This window comes from Salinivibrio sp. YCSC6 (genome assembly GCF_004916735.1).
GTDB lineage: Bacteria > Pseudomonadota > Gammaproteobacteria > Enterobacterales > Vibrionaceae > Salinivibrio > Salinivibrio proteolyticus.
The window spans coordinates 1,137,953-1,153,733 of the sequence record NZ_CP039516.1 but is presented as its reverse complement, the minus strand read 5'-3'; the positions used below and the strand labels follow the sequence as shown (position 1 = coordinate 1,153,733).

The window sequence follows — 15,781 nt, the reverse complement described above, 5'->3', positions numbered from 1 at the left end:
TCAAACAGCGTTGTTTCCTAGATCATTGAACTTATAATCCAAGCCGCGATCAGATCATCAACGCCTCAAACAGGTCACAGATGATGAGCAAAGCCAAGTACAAAATCAGCAATTGGAAGCAATACAATCAAGCACTGATTAATCGTGGTTCGATTACCTTTTGGGTTGATGACACCGCTATCCAGACTTGGCACTGCAAAGAGCATCATGGAAAACGAGGCAGAGGCTTTACGTTTACCGATGGTGCCATTGAAACAGCACTGATGGTTAAAGGTATTTTCAAGCTCCCTCTTCGCGCCCTTCAAGGCTTTCTCGACTCGATATTTGGTTTGATGGACGTACCGCTAAAATCGCCGTAATACAGTTGTATCAGTAAACGGGCGAAGACGGTTGAAGTTAATTACCGATTACCCAGTCGTGGGCCCGTTGCTCACGTCGTCATTGATGCCACCGGTTTAAAAGTGTTTGGCGAGGGAGAATGGAACATGCGCAAACATGGCAAGGGAAAACGCCGTGTTTGGCGCAAGCTTCATCTCGCGATTGATGGCAGTACACATGAAGTGATTTCTGCCGTTGTTAGCTTAGCCTCTGTCGGTGACAATGAAGCCTTGCCGACGCTGCTCAACCCGTTACGCCTAAAAATTGCCCAAGTCAGTGCTGACGGCGCGTACGATACGAAAGACTTTCATCAGATGCTCAAGAAAAAAGGCATCAAACCGACCATCCCACCGCGCAGCAATGCGGGTTATTGGGAGAATACTCATCCTCGCAATGCAGCCGTCAGCGCCTTAAAGTCGGGTAACTTGGCAAACTGGAAACGAGAAGAAGGTTATCACCAACGCTCTCTGTCAGAAACAGGCATATCCCGATACAAAGCGTTAATCAGCCCTAAGCTGATCCTACTCAACTGTGATGCCCAAGTTGGCGAAGAGTTGGCCAACGTGAAAGCAATAAACAAAGTCATAAAACTTGGTATGCCTGTTAGTTACCGAGTTAATTGATGGGAGAAACCCCATCTATATCAGTATGTTATATAAATGATTTGATCAACAACGCCACTTAGCTCTCTCGATATTGTTGATTTTGACTTACAGAGGGTTTCGGCAATGACTGTTTGTGAACAGCCACGGGCCAAAAGGGCAGAAATCCGGTATCGTTGTCTTTCGGTCAACTGCTGGTAACTCATGGTAATCACGTTTTGATTTTGGCGATGAGAAGCGTACCACTATCAGCAGTTAACTTCCTCTCGCCAGTTTAACCATGAGTGTTGCACTTATTATCTGAATTCAGGCTTACCTTGTTATGAAATAGCAACCTCTATTCAAAACAACTAAAGCGCTCTGTCCATAAGCCAATAATGATACTAAAGGTACAAGCTAAAAATACGCCAAGCACCCAACATACATACCACATACTTATCTCCTTAATAAAGCGACGAGCTATTGATTCGGATATAGGTTTTATCTAAACGTCCGAACATTTTGTAGTAACACCATGCGGTATAACTCAGAATTATTGGTAAAACGATGATGGCGACGATAGATATGATGCCGAGGGTTTTCTCACTCGATGTTGCGTCCCATAGCGTTAAGCTGTGCGATGGGTTAATGCTTGATGGCATAATCATAGGGAACAAGGTGACGCCCGCGGTTAAAATTATGCAAGCGATCGCAATACTCGACATCGTGAACGCCACCCCTGCACGGCGGGAGACCGTTGCCCAAAAGCACACTAGTAAGCTCATTATCGCAGTGAACGGAATCAGCAAAAGTTGCCGCGTTTCACTGAAGTTATGCAATAAGTCACCAGCGATGCTCACCACTTGTTTGTTGAGTGGGTTTGAAATGCCATCTTTGAGCATCGCGCCGATGATGATGTAACCTGATTGCGATGTCGCAAACAAACCACCGAACATAAACAGCAGCATGGTTGCCCCCGCGCCCCACAACGTGATGTTTTGTGCTCGAGTACGTAGCTCATGCTTGGTTTTCATTTGAAGGAAAGCAGCACCTTGCGTCACCACCATGCTCAAACTCACCAAGCCACAAAGAATTGGGAATGGGGTAAGCAAGTCAAAGAACCCACCTTGATAATCCAACATCAGCAAGTTGTTTAACTCGAACGGTACACCAACCAACAAATTACCGAAGCCAACCCCAAAGATAATCGGTGGAATAACACCGCTGATGAACAAGGCGATATCACACACATTGCGCCATTGTGGATTATCGATTTTAGCTCGGTAATCCATACCGATAGGACGCAACCAAAGGGATGCGAGCACCAACAGCATGGCAATGTAGAAGCCGGAAAACGCTGCGGCGTATATCAAGGGCCATATCGCGAAGATGGCACCGCCAGCTGTGATCAGCCAAACTTGGTTTCCATCCCAGTGCGGCGCGATGGCGTTAAGCATTACGCGACGTTCTAGATTCTTTTTCCCCATAACCGGGAGCAGCGCTGCTACCCCCATATCAAATCCGTCAGTGATGGTGAAACCAATCAACAGCACACCAACGATCGCCCAAGTAAATAGGCGTAGGTTTTCGTAATCAAACATAGTGCCTCCTTAGTGCTGATCAATCACTTTGAATGTGTCGGATTGTTTGTCTTTTTCGTTGTTTTCTTCATGGTGATAGCGACCCGTTTTGAGCACGCTTGGTCCACGTTTGGCAAACTTCACCATCAAGAACATTTCTACAATTAAGAACGCCGTGTAGAACACATAAACAAAGCCAAGCGAAACCCAAATATCACTTGGTGCGAGATTAGATACCGCCATATTGACTGGAAGTACCTCACCAATTGCCCATGGCTGACGTCCATATTCGGCAACGAACCAACCCGCTTCACAAGCTATGAAAGGCACTGGGATCGCCCATAGTGCTGCTCTCAATAACCAAGGGCTCGAACCTAATTTTCTGCGACAGACTTGGATGAAAGACAAACCGATAATCGTGAACATAAATACCCCACAAGCCACCATGATTCGGAAGCTCCAGAACAGTGGTGCCACTTGAGGAATCGTATCTTGCGCAGCTTGCTTGATTTGGCTTTCAGTCGCATCGGTGACGTTCTCAGTGTATTTCTTCAATAGCAGACCGTAACCGAGGTCTTTCTTCATCTCATCGAATTGAGCGATGTTTTCTGGGCTGTCGTTACCTGCACGAAGTTCCTCTAGCATGCCGTAAGCCAGCATGCCATCACGGATGCGATTTTCGTTTTGTGCCATTAGATCGCGTAAGCCCATTACTGGCTCATCCAGTGAGCGAGTCGCGATGATCCCCATTAGATATGGAATCTTAATGGCGTAGTCGGTTTCCATAGTTTCTTGGTTTGGTAAACCAAATAACGTGAACGAGGCGGGCGCTTCTTCGGTGTGCCACTCGGACTCAATTGCCGCGAGTTTTACCTGTTGCACATCACCGAGCTTATAACCCGATTCATCACCCAGCATCAATGTCGACACAATCGCAGCCATGCCAAATGCGGACGCCACCGCAAACGAACGGCGAGCGAAAGAGATATCTCGACCTTTGAGTAAGTAGTAAGCACTGATGCCCATCACAAACAAAGCACCTGTGGTGTAACCAGCAGCCACGGTATGAACAAACTTCACTTGCGTGACAGGGTTAAATACCACATCGGCAAAGTTGATCATCTCCATTCGCATAGTTTGGTAATTGAATTCTGCGCCGACAGGGTTTTGCATCCAGCCGTTCGCCATCAAAATCCATAAGCCAGAGAAGTTCGAACCTAGCGCTGTAAGCCAAGTGACTGACAAGTGTTGGCGTTTTGATAATCGATCCCAACCGAAGAAGAACATGCCGACTAGGGTAGATTCGAGGAAGAAGGCAATCAAGGCTTCGATGGCGAGCGGTGCCCCGAAAATATCGCCCACATAGTGAGCGTAATACGCCCAGTTGGTACCAAATTGAAACTCCATTGTAAGACCAGTAGCGACACCTACTGCGAAGTTAATCCCGAATAACTTACCCCAGAATTTGGTCATGTCTTTGTAGATGGTTTTTCCCGTCATGACGTACAAAGACTCCATAACGGCTAGCAAGAAAGACAAACCTATGGTCAGAGGGACGAATATAAAGTGATAGAGTGCGGTACTAGCGAACTGAAACCGAGACAGATCAACGACATCTGCAAACATAAGGACTCCTTCCCGCTACCAGAGTAGCGGGTTAGATAAGGTTATTATTAGTCTGTTTAGTTAAGCATTAATGCTTGGGTGCGCTTGTCTTACGCCTTTAATGGCTTTCTCAACCAGTAATCCAAGCTTACGTAGCGACCACCGCCGTAGAAAAACAGCACCAGCAACATCACAAAGTAGGTGGCTGCGAACTCCATACCGTTGTTGAGTATCACTGGGTCACCCAATTCGGTGATGTAGTTGTATCGACCTGGGAAATTGGTTGCTAACCATTCAATAAAGCCGTTCAAACGTACCGTTGCTTCCATGCTGCTGGTGGCGATGGCATCCCAACCGTGTTTCCAGTGCACCATTGCGCTCGCAACACTCATCAAGAAAATCATCGGAATAGACATCACTCGGGTAAACAACCCCAAAGCGATACAAATACAGCCAAGAACTTCCGTGCCTGCGGCAAGAAACGCTAACAATTCGGGAAATGGTAAGTTCAAACCACCGTCTGCGGTGGAGGCTCCAAACCACGCGACGGTACCAGAGAAGCCCAACACCTTAGAGCGAGCGCCGACAAAAATGACCGGAATGAGGTAGAGACGAATCGCAAGCAACGCTAAGAAATCGTATCTTCTGCATTTCTCGACGAAACCGTCGAACCAATTGAGGGCTGACTTAATCATAATTTTTCTCCTGAAGGGCGGACGCTGACAAGTCCTAGCTCACTGAAGTGTTGAGCCCACCCCATGAAACTGAATCTGGCAAGTTGCTGAGCAATCATTTGTTGTAGTTGTGCCAGAGTCAGGTTTGGTTGCTGTTGTAATAGCTGAATCAATGCGACATCCACTTCTCTGAGCTTTTGCGATATCACATGATGCTGTGAGTTGCGAAACACGCCATAAAATACAGGGTGACGCCTGTCAGTTAGGAAAGTCACGGAGTCTTGATACAGCAAGAAAGGCACTTCGAGCAGCCTTAATGTTGGATTGAGTTGCAGCACTTGATTCTCTTCTAATATCGGATTCGATGAAGAAGTGAATGCTGCTACTAAGGTGTCAATTTCAACATTGAACGCCACCCATTCATATTCCAATAACGCCATCTGATCGGCAGAGATAGAGTTGGAGTCTTGATGCGCTTCATGCTGCAAAAACTGAACAAACTCGGTGGCAATATGATGAAACTCAGGCTCGGTTGCACCATGCATCATCACAAAGTCATCTACCATGCGTTCAAGCTGTTCATCAGCGAACTGCGAAGAAAATAGAGGGAACGTATTCGCAACGATACCTAAGATGTTGTCGCGGATAAATTCGCTATATCGACACAGCACATGCTGATTCATAGGCGTGCGAATCAGAGCAGTTAGGGACTCGGTTTGCGCGCACATTTTGCTCGGAGGATTAAGCATTGAGCACCTCCTTACACAAAACTTCGAGTGTTTGGCTGAAATCCAAGATCCCGCCATGAATGCTGCGAAGCTCTTCAGCCAGAACAAGCAGGGACGGCACATTGTGGTCGCGCTCAAGAAGCAAAGGCTTGCTGCCATGCACAGAGTAGGCGTAACGAGCCAGATCAATCACTTCATTAGGTACTGGTTTACCATGGGTATCGAGTAAGAAGTCGTCACGCTCTTTCAAGTGACCCGCAATGTGGAAATAACGAATCGCATCGCTTGGTAAAGCACTCAGCATGTCATAAGGACAGAAATGATTATTTCGGCTATTGACGAACACATTGTTGATGTCGATAAGCAGCTCACATCCACTTCGGCCACTCACTTCAGCGATAAACTCACCCTCTGGCATTTCATGTCCGTAATCGTGGTAGTAAGAGATGTTCTCTAACGCTAATGGGCGCTGAATAATGTCTTGCACGCGTTGAATGCGTTCGACCAAATATGGAATGTTCTCTCTATGCCGAGGGATCGGAAGTAGTTCATACAAATAGCCCTGGTTGTCTCTAGAGAAACTCAGATGTTCACTATAAATGCCGATATTAAATTCATCGAGAAAGCGTGCGACGTCTCGTACAAAGGACTCGTTTAACGGTTGGCAATCACCAATCGATAAGCTCAAGCCATGAGCGACAAGCGGATAATGTTGAGCAATATCTTGCAGCTGTTCACGTTTCAAACCGCCAATATTCATCCAGTTTTCCGGTGCTAATTCGAGGAAATCTATATCTGGGTGATCGGGCAACTGACACAGCAAATCAACGTGTTCGCTGCGCAGCCCAATCCCTTTTGATGTATCGGTTATTGTCCGCATACGCCACCTGTTATTTTGCTTTTGGTGAGTTTGATGGTTTCAGCCGATGGGTTAATACCTTCTCCTGTTACACCACATTTGCCGTCACGAGCGCGTACTAAGCGATCTTGTGGATCGTTTTTTAGCTCTTTTTTCTCAAAGCGTTTTTCTGTACCGCATTTACCTGCTGCACACTTACCTCCATGTTGAGAGCTGGATTGAGCTTCTACGGAAGCTTCGGTTGGTGCATCGGCAAGCGCCATGCCTGAGTTCAAAGTAATGACAGACGTCATCACGATAGATAGAACGAGTTTATTGTTCATAAGACATCTCCTTCGCTGCGCTCATTGGGTAGCTAGATAAGTCGCGCCCAGCGATAACTTGACCGTGGTAATACTCTTTCACGACCTTGATGGAAGCGGGTTTGAGCTTTAGACCTAAGCCCATCCAGTGGTTAAGCACCAAGAGTTTTGGGTTCACTTCTGCGGCGATCTTCCCGATAACCGATGGCTTAGCGTGCAAAGATGACGAAACTTCGTCGGCTTCTTCATTAATAGCCAATGGCATTAATAAAATATCCGCACCTTTAGCGAAGTCGATGAAGTCAGGATTACTGCCATTTTGGTCCGCGGAAATCACCATCACACCTTCGGCACTTTCGATTCGGAAAGCAAGGCACGGAACGTCGCCGTGTGGGATACCCAGTGCATAAATGGTCAACCCATCTTGCTCGTACACCTTGGTGCCTTTAGAAGTTTTGTATGGCACATCAGTAATGGTGACTGGGAACAAGCCATCACTGCCGTCAAACAAACCGTTCAGATATGCGTAAGCGCCTTCATCAGCGTCGAAAAGCGCTTTCATGTAACCGGTTAAGCTAGGAAATGCAGAGCCCGCTTGTGGACCGACAATATCGAGGGGATCTTGACGGTCAAAGAAGTAGCCACCTTTTAATAAGGCAGGAACGTCGGCGACGTGGTCGGTGTGAAAGTGGCTTAAACCAAGGAAGTCTAAATCTTCCAATTTGCCGCCTGCTTGGCCAAAACGTAGATAAACACCGCCACCGGCATCGATCATCACGCGTGATTTTCCTTTCCACCAAATTAGTTCACCGGACGATGCACGAAGGTCATCAGAAATTGGTCCGCCTGATCCGAGCAGCTGCAAAGTAAAATCTTTTTCGAGGGGTTCAACAGAGAGTGCGTAACTGTTAGCGGTTCCGAGGAAAAGTCCCATAACTAGAACCAGCGATTTCAAAGGTGGTTTCATACCGACTACCTGCATTCTTAACTTATCTATGTGATTAAAAATAAAAAACTGAATGAATATTAAAAGTATCTTTGGACCAGCTTGGGTGGAGATAATGTATCTAATTCATTCAGTAAGATATATCTAGTGTTTTTGAATACTGGTTCAGTAGAACTGAACGAGGCTTGTTGAACTTTATTGTGAGTCAACGTAAGGGATAAAATGCAATCACTGTCCGACAAATACGAAATTGATATTCAAGCTTTTGCTAAGGCACTGCAATCTGGACAAGACCTCAACGGGAAAGATGGACTGCTAACGCCGTTGATTAAACAGATCACCGAAGCTGCTTTGGCTGCTGAGATGGATGAGCACCTGACCAAAGAGGGTCAGCCTAACCGCAAAAACGGTGTCTCTCAGAAAACCATCAAAACCGCTTCAGGCTCGTTTGAACTAGACACGCCCCGTGATCGCAACGGCTCTTTCGAGCCGCAGACCGTTAAGAAGTATCAGACTCGGTTAACCGATGAGATGGAGCGTAATATTATCTCATTATTTGCACTTGAGAATAGCTACAAAAGCATTCGTGAGTACCTTCTTGAGATGTATGGGACTGAGGTGTCCAATGGCACGATAAACGCCATTACAAAATCAAAGAAAATGGCCGCTTCGTCTCTAAAGCCCTATACACAATCTTAGGGCTGAATATCGAGGGCAAAAAGGAACTACTTGGCCTTTATCTCTCAGAAAGTGAAGGTGCCCGATACTGGTTAAATGTACTGACAGACCTACAAAACCGTGGCGTCAAAGACATCCTTATTGCCTCGGTCGATGGATTAAAGGGCTTCCCTGAAGCCATTGAAACTGTCTATCCCAAGACGGAGGTTCAGCTCTGCATCATCCATCAGATCCGCAACAGCGTGAAGTACGTGGCCAGCAAGAATCAGAAAGCCTTTATGTCCGATCTGAAGTGCGTTTACCGCGCGACGACCCAAAACGCTGCAGAGCAAGCGTTAGATGAACTGGAAAGCAAATGGGGTGCTCAATATCCACTGGTCATAAAGTCGTGGCGCAGCAAATGGGAAAATCTATCGGTGTACTTCAAGTACCCAGAGCAGGTCCGCAAAGCGATTTACACGACCAATGCCGTTGAGGCTGTTAATCGCCAATTCCGCAAACTGACGAAGACCAAGGGTGGCTTTGCCAACGAGAACGCGTTGCTCAAGTTGCTGTATGCAGGTATGTTGAAGGCGTCAGAGAAGTGGACGCATCCGGTGCAGAATTGGAACCTGACATTGTCCCAATTGAGCATCCACTTCGAAGGACGGCTCGACAACTACGTAGATCTTTAAACGTTGGGTGACACAGAACTATGAACACCCTCAACGGTCCTGCTGTACCAAACTAGTTTCTTATCACGCCTCATCACCCCCAAAACATAACGATAAACGATAAAAAATGATTGACTATCAATCATTATATTGATAATTTTTTCAACAAAGAAGGCAAAAGGAAATAACTATGCAAAAAATAAAACGTTATAGTCATACTATTCGGTTAGCACTTCAACTGTTGACCTTTCTCTTACCCATAGGGGTTATTTACTACTGGGCGACAGTAAAAACTGACCTCGACTTCATTACTAAAATTGGGATAACACAGTTTTCTAATACAATTAGTGTCTACACTCACTTAGATTTAAGTACTAAGACACGCATTTTAGCGATGGCTTCTAGTATTATCCCACTCAGTGTACTGCTATATGGTATCCAGACCCTAGTAAAGTTATTTCGCTCCTATGAAAAAGGTATTATTTTCTCAGTAGAGACCGCTAATGCATATCACAAGCTTGGTTGTAGTTTCCTGTTATGGATATTAGTTGATTTGGTTTATGACGGTTTAATCTCCGTTATTATTAGCTTTAATAATCCAGCAGGTGAACGAATAATATCTTTTTCTTTCGGGGCTATAAATTTAATGGCTATACTTTGTGGATTTATCATCCTTACTATTGGTTGGGTTATGCGAGAAGCTCAGTATATTTCGGAAGAAAGCAAATATATAATATAGAGGAACTATGTCTATCAGGATTAACTTGGACGTTATGTTAGCAAGAAGAAAGATGCGATTGAAGGAGTTATCTACACTAGTTGGAGTAACAGAACAGAATCTTTCTATTCTAAAGAACGGGAAGGCAAAGGCGATTAGATTTAGTACGTTAGATAAAATCTGTGAGAGTTTAGACTGTCAGCCAGGAGATATACTAGTACACTGTAAGAAGAACAAATAGAATAGGAACTAATCCATCGAATTTTATGTAATTTAATTATTTCCAGACATATATATAAGAGTGTTTTTTATGTTAAGATTTTTTATTTCTTTAATGATTTTTTCATCGGCAAGTGTTTTTAGCAAGCCTATGTGTGATGTAAATATAACTCGCACTCATGATGTGAACAGAGGCTTTCAAGTTATTGAAAAAAAAGGTGGAGAGGTGATATTAGAAAACCCACCTATGCGTTGTGCTGAAGTTACGATTACACTATCTCAAAAACAAAAAAAAGTTTCGTCGTGGTTATACAATAATTTTGAAGCAATCCTAGTTGATGGGAAAAGGCTCCAAGCATCTCAAATTACATTTAGAGAAGAAGACATAAAGTCAGGATATATTACTTTTAAGCCTAATCAAGCTAAGCAAGCATATGTCTGCTTTGAAGAGAGCACATCATCTATTTCTACTGTAGAGTGCCTCTGGGACTAATTAATCACTTTAGTATAATCACAAGAATAACATTCCGGAAATTAAAACACATACCACGATACCGTATGATGAAGTTGCCGCCAAATGAATTTGGAGGCAACTTATTACGAGTCAATCACTAGCGAATTATAGCTAATTGTAAGACGCTGAGGGTACGCCAACCGCCATCGCTAGCACACTTACCGGATGCAAAGCTTCCAGCGACGTGTTTTCTTCAATTTGCCATTTACAGGTTTCACAGTCAGTGACCGCAAAATCCGCCTGCGCGGCTTCAATCTGAGCAAACAAGCCACTACCAATGGCAATCGAGGTTTGATAGTTCTCGGTTTTAAACCCATAGGTGCCGGCCAAGCCACAACACTCGCTATCGAGCACAATCACCTCTAAGCCTGGGATCATACGCAATAGCTCAATGGTAAACATCGCATTACCACTGCGCTCCAAGTGACAAGGGGTATGGTAAACCACGCGCTTATTAATTGGGTTGAGCTTGGGCATCTCGCCATTCATGGCCGCTTTGAGTAAAAAGCGGGTCACAAAACTGATTTGCCCTGCCACATGAGCGTTATCTACTCCCAGTACATGGGGATACTCTTCTTTTAACGTCAGCGCACACGATGATGAAGTGGCGATCACTGGGCGTTGCTCGGAAACTGCATCAGCAATCATCGCGGTATTGGCGGTCGCGTTGCGGCGCGCTTTATCGTAAAAGCCATTGGCAATTAAAGGCACGCCACAGCACTTATGTTTCTCGAGCAATTGCACGCCATACCCCATCGCATTCATCACTTTCACCAAGTCTTTACCAAGCTGCGGGTTGTTAAAATTCACATAGCAGCCGTGGAAGTAACTGACTTGTTTGGGATAATCTGCTTGTGCCGCCGCTTGGCTTTTCATCCAGCGCCGAAAGGTGCCAAATGAATACTTAGGTAAGGATTTATGTTTATCCACCCCAATCGTGGCATGCATTACCGCTTTCACCGGTTTCAGATCGGTCATCACGTTGACCAGTGGCGCGACTGGATTAGCAAGCGTGCCAAACAAGTCGGTATGACTCAGCACGTAATCACGCATCAGCTTAGGATTGATGTTTTTCTTGCCGTGTTTGCCGCGCGCCACCGCAATGATATCGCCAATTTTCACCCCGGATGGACAGGCGGTTTCACAGCGTTTGCAGTTGGTGCATAGCTTGAGCAGATCATCGTAATACTCAGGGTTTTTGATCCGCAGGCGCTCACCATCTGGGCCGCACTCTTTGGGACCAGGATACGCAGGATTCGCTTTTGATACCGGACAATACACAGTACAGACCGTGCATTTAATGCATTGGTCAAAACTGGTGGGTTGCGGCGCATGGTCGCTATAGTCACGCTGTTTCAGCCATTCAGTTAGCATGGGACGCCTCCTTAGCGTTCGCCATCACAGCAAGCGCACGTTGCGCGGCGGCGTAGCCGGTTGCAATCGCGACGCCACCGCCACAGCCTTCATAGACGGGATCGTAACCACTGAGTACCGCGCCACACACAAACAGGTTTTGGCAACGTTTGCCGCGTGCGGTGGGCCGCAGTTGGTTGTCGGTGTTAATGCCAAACGCCATAAAGGGGTGGCTTTGCTGACTGAAAAAGTCGTCGTTGCGCCACTCGCTCCGATCAGGGCTTTGCACCATATCTAACCCCAACGTCGGTTCGCTCACCTGAGTGCGATCGGCATTGAGACCGCGGCTAAAGTAGCTACCCGTGGCCAAGATCACCGCCTCTGCAGTTAAGGGAATATCTTCGAGCTGACGCGTATGCAAGGCGGTAAGGCGACCGTTGTCGTCAAACTCGCCACCGGTCACTTGATCGCCACGCAGCAATACTCCACCCGCGCTAGCAAAGGCCCGCTGTAACGCACGCTCAATACGGATCCCCAGCAGCGAGGGCGGCATGGTTGGCACTTCGTGAAAACAGCGATCAGTGCGCTGTTTCAGCGCATCCATACCTCGCTCACCCGCCACATCGGCAATGATGGCGGGTAAAATCACCAGCTCATCAGGGCCGGATTGCGCAATTAACTGCTCGCACAGGCTGTCAAAGGCCTCAGGTTCCGCCAATAAACGGGAAAGATCCACTGAGCGTAGCTCGTTGCGGTTACGGCGTAATCGCTCAGCACCCGGAATCGACAAAGTAATGGTGCGACTTAGGCAGGATGCAAAATCACGCTGGGCGGTAATGGTATCTTTCGCTAAGGTCGGCTGTGCATCGCGATAGCCTTCAATGGCGACAAAACACAAACCCGAGAAACGACGCGGGCCGCGATGCTGATACACATGCCCTTGCGACAGCCACGTCGGCCGCACGGTGCCCAATGGCGTAATACGGCCGTGGTTGGCATTATCTTCTTGATGATACAGACACACCTTTTGCGCACTCAGTTGATGTTGGAACCAAGCGAGTGACTGGGTGATCTCATCTAGGCTGACTTTGGCATACGGATGCTCAGGATGTTGGCGCACCAGTTTCGGAATCGCTTCAAAAGGCTGACTGACCGGCTCGCCATTGGGAAAATGGCCCAATACATCAATCGAGCCTGACGAAAAATGCAGCGCGCTTTGTCCGGCGCTAATCATCACGGTTTTCTTGCCCGCTTCCAGTGACCGCAATGCAGCAGTAAACCCGGCAATGCCGCCACCAATCACTGCGATATCGTAGTGGATCATTGTGATACCTCCTGATCAGCCGCTGATGTCGATGTAGCACGCTTTATCTCAGCGCTACTGTGTGGTGTCTTCGGCGGCGTTGGCACCTCACCGGCGCCAAATAATCCTTGATAAATCCAATAGCTAAATTCGGCTTCGCGTAGCGCATCACCCCAAAAAATGGGTTTCACGCCTTTCCAGCGCTCTTCGAGAAAGTCCACCAGCAGCCCTGCGCTGGCTTGGCCATCTATTCCAGCCAGTTCACTGAATAAGCTGGCGGCACGATAGCTGCACAGCTCGCCCTGACAAGGCCCCATGCCCAGACGGGTGCGCCGACGCAGATCGGTGAGATTTTTCACATCCAGCGATTGAATGGCATAGTTCACCTCGCCCTTGGTCACCATTTCGCATTCACAAATCACTGCTTGGCTATCGTCACTTTCATCTAAAAAATGGCTAACGCGCTCACCATGACGGTAATAGGCGGATTGATAGACAGGTTTCACCAAGCTGGCGCTGGCTTTACGGATCCCTTTAGAAGGCTCAGAGCCCGGTAGCGGACGGGTCGCAGTTTGGCAACGGTTGCGGTTACCCAGCTTTTCAGCCACCAAGTCTGTGGCTTGCTCGGCCATCAAACGGTAGGTCATGAGCTTACCACCAGTGATAGTGATCAAGCCTTCCAGCCCATCGCGTGCTTGGTGGTCGAGCAACACAATGCCACGACTGATATTACGGCCACTCCCATCGTCATCTACCGAAACCAAAGGTCGCACGCCCGCGTAGGCGCGCAACACGCGCGTATTGGCCATGATGGGGGCGAGTTTAGCCCCCTCGCGCATCAGCACATCCACTTCTTGTGGCGTCACCGCGAGTTTATCAATCTGATCGTACTCGATGTGCTCAGAGGTGGTGCCGATTAAGGAAATGGTGTCACCAGGCACCAAGATGTCAGCGTCTGCCGGCTTACGACAGCGGTTGATCACTCGGTTGTTAATCCGATAGTCGAGGATCAGCAAAGAGCCCTTGGCGGGGAACATTTTGATATTCAGATCGGCATACTCGCAGATTGTCTGCCCCCAAATTCCCGCGGCATTGATCACTTGCTTGGCCATAATGGCAAAACGCTCGCCGGTGAGGGAATGCAAACACTGGACGCCTTGCACCGTCGCCCCCTGACGAATTAATCCCATCACTCGGGTATGGTTAAACACCTTGGCGCCGTGCTCTTTGCCGTCCAACACATTCGCGGCACACAAGCGAAACGGATCGATAATGCCATCTGGCACCTGTACCGCGCCAATCATCGCTGGATTCGCGTTGGGTTCGAACGCTAATGCTTCACGTGGTGTCAGTTTTCGGGTCGGAATACCGGCTTTATCGCAACTGGCAATAAAGGTGTCTTGGTACGCTAAATCATCTTCCGGCAAGGTGATAAAAAGTCCGCTGGTATCTTCCACACAGTGGCGAGCAACGGATTTAAGGATGGTGTTTTCTTGAATGCATTCACGGGCCGATTCGGTATCTGTGACCGCGTAACGAGCCCCGGAATGCAGCAAGCCATGGTTGCGCCCCGATGTCCCAGCCGCGATATCGTCACGTTCGAGCAAAATGCATGAGATGCCACGCAGTGCGCAATCTCGCATGATGCCGGTGCCGGTTGCACCCCCACCGATGATGACCACATCCGTTTCAATATACTGGCTATTTGGCATGGGGCCTCCTTGTTACTGTATCGTAACGGGAGTGTGGCATTTTCCGTGTCACAAAGACGGCGAGATCATCACATAATGCGCGAATTCGAAACGCAAACTCACACTTGTTTGATTTAAGACAAACTTTTAGCCGCCAAAAGACGCGCGAATGGTGACACGGGAAACCGCGGCCACAAGAAGCTGGCTCGACAATCACCGTGAAGAGTGGGTGAAATGATCAAAATCGATGCGATGCACAACAAATACATTAAAAAATGCGCGAAAACGCGCATTGTTAATAGGTTGTATAATTACTTGCTGCTGGTGCGGGTCACTAAACGCTGGCGTGTCATATACCCGCGATAACACAGAGCCACCACAAAACATAACCCTGCGGGAAACAGCAGGGCAGCAAAATGGAAGTGCGCAAAGAGCGCTGCGCCCACTACCCCGCCGACGATAAAGCCAGACGCGATCAGTAAAAAGAGCATCAGTTTGCGCTTATCCACTGGATTGCCGCGCAGCTTACCCCCTAGCATCAATCCTAAATCGGTAAAGATGCCAGTTAAGTGGGTTGAGCGCACAATCGCGCCGCTGTAAGTGGTCGCCATCGCATTCTGCAAGCCGCATGCTGCCGAGGCTGCCAATTGACCAATGGCAAACCCGCGAGACAGAAAATAAAACGCCACCATAATCAGCCCAGCTTCAACAAACAGTGCCGAGTCATAATGGCGGCCCAATTTAAGCGTGCTGCCATGCAATAAGCATCCGGAAATCGCGGCACCGAGGAAAAAAGCCAACAATAAGCCACCCAATTGGATAACTTGTGTCCATTGGCCTGCAAACAACCCCGAGCCAAATTGCGTCGCGGTGCCAGACACGTGGGAGACGGCTTGATGTTCAAAGCCCAACAAACCGATCGCATTGATGTTACCGGCGATCAGCGCTAACACAAACGCCCCGGCTTCAACCCACCGAGGCAAACGGGTAATCATTGGC

General features: G+C 47.7%; 16 protein-coding genes and 2 pseudogenes. 5 read left to right on the top strand and 13 right to left on the bottom strand.

Features of this window, described 5'->3' with window-relative positions; all coding sequences use genetic code 11:
• Positions 1-83: 83 nt before the first annotated feature.
• Positions 84-1,001, top strand: a pseudogene (locus E8E00_RS05275) (IS5 family transposase).
• Between the two features lie 20 nt (positions 1,002-1,021).
• Here E8E00_RS05275 and E8E00_RS17485 read toward each other — a convergent pair.
• The 9 genes from E8E00_RS17485 to E8E00_RS05230 form a co-directional block, all read right to left on the bottom strand.
• Positions 1,022-1,186, bottom strand: coding sequence for a helix-turn-helix domain-containing protein (locus E8E00_RS17485; protein ID WP_096628847.1), 165 nt, complete (start codon positions 1,184-1,186; stop codon positions 1,022-1,024).
• Between the two features lie 131 nt (positions 1,187-1,317).
• Entirely contained in the window at positions 1,318-1,413 is a 96-nt protein-coding gene (gene cydX / locus E8E00_RS05265) for a cytochrome bd-I oxidase subunit CydX (protein WP_096628850.1), read from the bottom strand.
• A gap of 10 nt (positions 1,414-1,423) precedes the next feature.
• Positions 1,424-2,560, bottom strand: a complete 1,137-nt coding sequence (gene cydB, locus E8E00_RS05260; protein WP_096628852.1) for a cytochrome d ubiquinol oxidase subunit II — start codon at positions 2,558-2,560, stop codon at positions 1,424-1,426.
• A gap of 9 nt (positions 2,561-2,569) precedes the next feature.
• Positions 2,570-4,165, bottom strand: coding sequence for a cytochrome ubiquinol oxidase subunit I (locus tag E8E00_RS05255; protein WP_096628855.1), 1,596 nt, complete (start codon positions 4,163-4,165; stop codon positions 2,570-2,572).
• Between the two features lie 89 nt (positions 4,166-4,254).
• On the bottom strand, positions 4,255-4,839 hold the full coding sequence (locus tag E8E00_RS05250) for a DoxX family protein (RefSeq protein ID WP_096628858.1): 585 nt from the start codon (positions 4,837-4,839) through the stop codon (positions 4,255-4,257).
• Positions 4,836-5,567 carry a putative DNA-binding domain-containing protein gene (locus E8E00_RS05245; RefSeq protein ID WP_096628860.1) on the bottom strand — a complete coding sequence of 244 codons (732 nt, stop codon included), beginning with the start codon at positions 5,565-5,567 and terminating at the stop codon, positions 4,836-4,838. Before E8E00_RS05245 ends, E8E00_RS05250 begins: the two co-directional genes overlap by 4 nt.
• Positions 5,560-6,426, bottom strand: a complete 867-nt coding sequence (locus E8E00_RS05240) for a DUF692 domain-containing protein (protein WP_096628863.1) — start codon at positions 6,424-6,426, stop codon at positions 5,560-5,562. Before E8E00_RS05240 ends, E8E00_RS05245 begins: the two co-directional genes overlap by 8 nt.
• Positions 6,414-6,728, bottom strand: a complete 315-nt coding sequence (locus E8E00_RS05235) for a hypothetical protein (RefSeq protein WP_096628865.1) — start codon at positions 6,726-6,728, stop codon at positions 6,414-6,416. Before E8E00_RS05235 ends, E8E00_RS05240 begins: the two co-directional genes overlap by 13 nt.
• Positions 6,718-7,674, bottom strand: coding sequence for an MBL fold metallo-hydrolase (locus tag E8E00_RS05230; RefSeq protein WP_096628868.1), 957 nt, complete (start codon positions 7,672-7,674; stop codon positions 6,718-6,720). The genes E8E00_RS05235 and E8E00_RS05230 overlap by 11 nt, the downstream gene beginning before the upstream one ends.
• A gap of 201 nt (positions 7,675-7,875) precedes the next feature.
• Between E8E00_RS05230 and E8E00_RS05225 the strand changes: the two are divergent.
• The 4 genes and pseudogenes from E8E00_RS05225 (at position 7,876) to E8E00_RS05210 (ending at position 10,414) form a co-directional block, all read left to right on the top strand.
• Positions 7,876-9,005: pseudogene (locus E8E00_RS05225) on the top strand (IS256 family transposase).
• A gap of 169 nt (positions 9,006-9,174) precedes the next feature.
• Positions 9,175-9,723 (top strand): DUF2975 domain-containing protein, encoded by a 549-nt coding sequence (locus tag E8E00_RS05220; RefSeq protein WP_096628871.1) that lies wholly within the window; start codon positions 9,175-9,177, stop codon positions 9,721-9,723.
• A gap of 7 nt (positions 9,724-9,730) precedes the next feature.
• Positions 9,731-9,943, top strand: a complete 213-nt coding sequence (locus E8E00_RS05215) for a helix-turn-helix transcriptional regulator (RefSeq protein ID WP_096628874.1) — start codon at positions 9,731-9,733, stop codon at positions 9,941-9,943.
• Between the two features lie 69 nt (positions 9,944-10,012).
• Complete coding sequence (locus tag E8E00_RS05210) at positions 10,013-10,414, top strand: hypothetical protein (protein ID WP_240531894.1); 402 nt, start codon at positions 10,013-10,015, stop codon at positions 10,412-10,414.
• A gap of 132 nt (positions 10,415-10,546) precedes the next feature.
• On the opposite strand, the gene glpC is transcribed toward E8E00_RS05210, so the two are convergent.
• The 4 genes from glpC to E8E00_RS05190 all read right to left on the bottom strand — a co-directional run bounded on the left by glpC (position 10,547) and on the right by E8E00_RS05190 (position 15,777).
• Positions 10,547-11,809 (bottom strand): anaerobic glycerol-3-phosphate dehydrogenase subunit GlpC, encoded by a 1,263-nt coding sequence (glpC, locus tag E8E00_RS05205; RefSeq protein WP_096628877.1) that lies wholly within the window; start codon positions 11,807-11,809, stop codon positions 10,547-10,549.
• Positions 11,799-13,112, bottom strand: coding sequence for a glycerol-3-phosphate dehydrogenase subunit GlpB (gene glpB, locus E8E00_RS05200; RefSeq protein ID WP_096628880.1), 1,314 nt, complete (start codon positions 13,110-13,112; stop codon positions 11,799-11,801). Before glpB ends, glpC begins: the two co-directional genes overlap by 11 nt.
• Positions 13,109-14,803 (bottom strand): anaerobic glycerol-3-phosphate dehydrogenase subunit A, encoded by a 1,695-nt coding sequence (glpA, locus tag E8E00_RS05195; protein ID WP_096628883.1) that lies wholly within the window; start codon positions 14,801-14,803, stop codon positions 13,109-13,111. Before glpA ends, glpB begins: the two co-directional genes overlap by 4 nt.
• Before the next feature lie 290 nt (positions 14,804-15,093).
• Positions 15,094-15,777 (bottom strand): YoaK family protein, encoded by a 684-nt coding sequence (locus E8E00_RS05190; RefSeq protein ID WP_096628886.1) that lies wholly within the window; start codon positions 15,775-15,777, stop codon positions 15,094-15,096.
• Positions 15,778-15,781 lie beyond the last annotated feature (4 nt).

Excerpts from the sequence above, each read along its gene's own strand:
- E8E00_RS17485 (WP_096628847.1), bottom strand. The coding sequence starts at position 1,186 with ATGAGTTACCAGCAGTTGACCGAAAGACAACGATACCGGATTTCTGCC.
- cydX (WP_096628850.1), bottom strand. The coding sequence starts at position 1,413 with ATGTGGTATGTATGTTGGGTGCTTGGCGTATTTTTAGCTTGTACCTTT.
- cydB (WP_096628852.1), bottom strand. The coding sequence starts at position 2,560 with ATGTTTGATTACGAAAACCTACGCCTATTTACTTGGGCGATCGTTGGT.
- E8E00_RS05255 (WP_096628855.1), bottom strand. The coding sequence starts at position 4,165 with ATGTTTGCAGATGTCGTTGATCTGTCTCGGTTTCAGTTCGCTAGTACC.
- E8E00_RS05250 (WP_096628858.1), bottom strand. The coding sequence starts at position 4,839 with ATGATTAAGTCAGCCCTCAATTGGTTCGACGGTTTCGTCGAGAAATGC.
- E8E00_RS05245 (WP_096628860.1), bottom strand. The coding sequence starts at position 5,567 with ATGCTTAATCCTCCGAGCAAAATGTGCGCGCAAACCGAGTCCCTAACT.
- E8E00_RS05240 (WP_096628863.1), bottom strand. The coding sequence starts at position 6,426 with ATGCGGACAATAACCGATACATCAAAAGGGATTGGGCTGCGCAGCGAA.
- E8E00_RS05235 (WP_096628865.1), bottom strand. The coding sequence starts at position 6,728 with ATGAACAATAAACTCGTTCTATCTATCGTGATGACGTCTGTCATTACT.
- E8E00_RS05230 (WP_096628868.1), bottom strand. The coding sequence starts at position 7,674 with ATGAAACCACCTTTGAAATCGCTGGTTCTAGTTATGGGACTTTTCCTC.
- E8E00_RS05220 (WP_096628871.1), top strand. The coding sequence starts at position 9,175 with ATGCAAAAAATAAAACGTTATAGTCATACTATTCGGTTAGCACTTCAA.
- E8E00_RS05215 (WP_096628874.1), top strand. The coding sequence starts at position 9,731 with ATGTCTATCAGGATTAACTTGGACGTTATGTTAGCAAGAAGAAAGATG.
- E8E00_RS05210 (WP_240531894.1), top strand. The coding sequence starts at position 10,013 with ATGTTAAGATTTTTTATTTCTTTAATGATTTTTTCATCGGCAAGTGTT.
- glpC (WP_096628877.1), bottom strand. The coding sequence starts at position 11,809 with ATGCTAACTGAATGGCTGAAACAGCGTGACTATAGCGACCATGCGCCG.
- glpB (WP_096628880.1), bottom strand. The coding sequence starts at position 13,112 with ATGATCCACTACGATATCGCAGTGATTGGTGGCGGCATTGCCGGGTTT.
- glpA (WP_096628883.1), bottom strand. The coding sequence starts at position 14,803 with ATGCCAAATAGCCAGTATATTGAAACGGATGTGGTCATCATCGGTGGG.
- E8E00_RS05190 (WP_096628886.1), bottom strand. The coding sequence starts at position 15,777 with ATGATTACCCGTTTGCCTCGGTGGGTTGAAGCCGGGGCGTTTGTGTTA.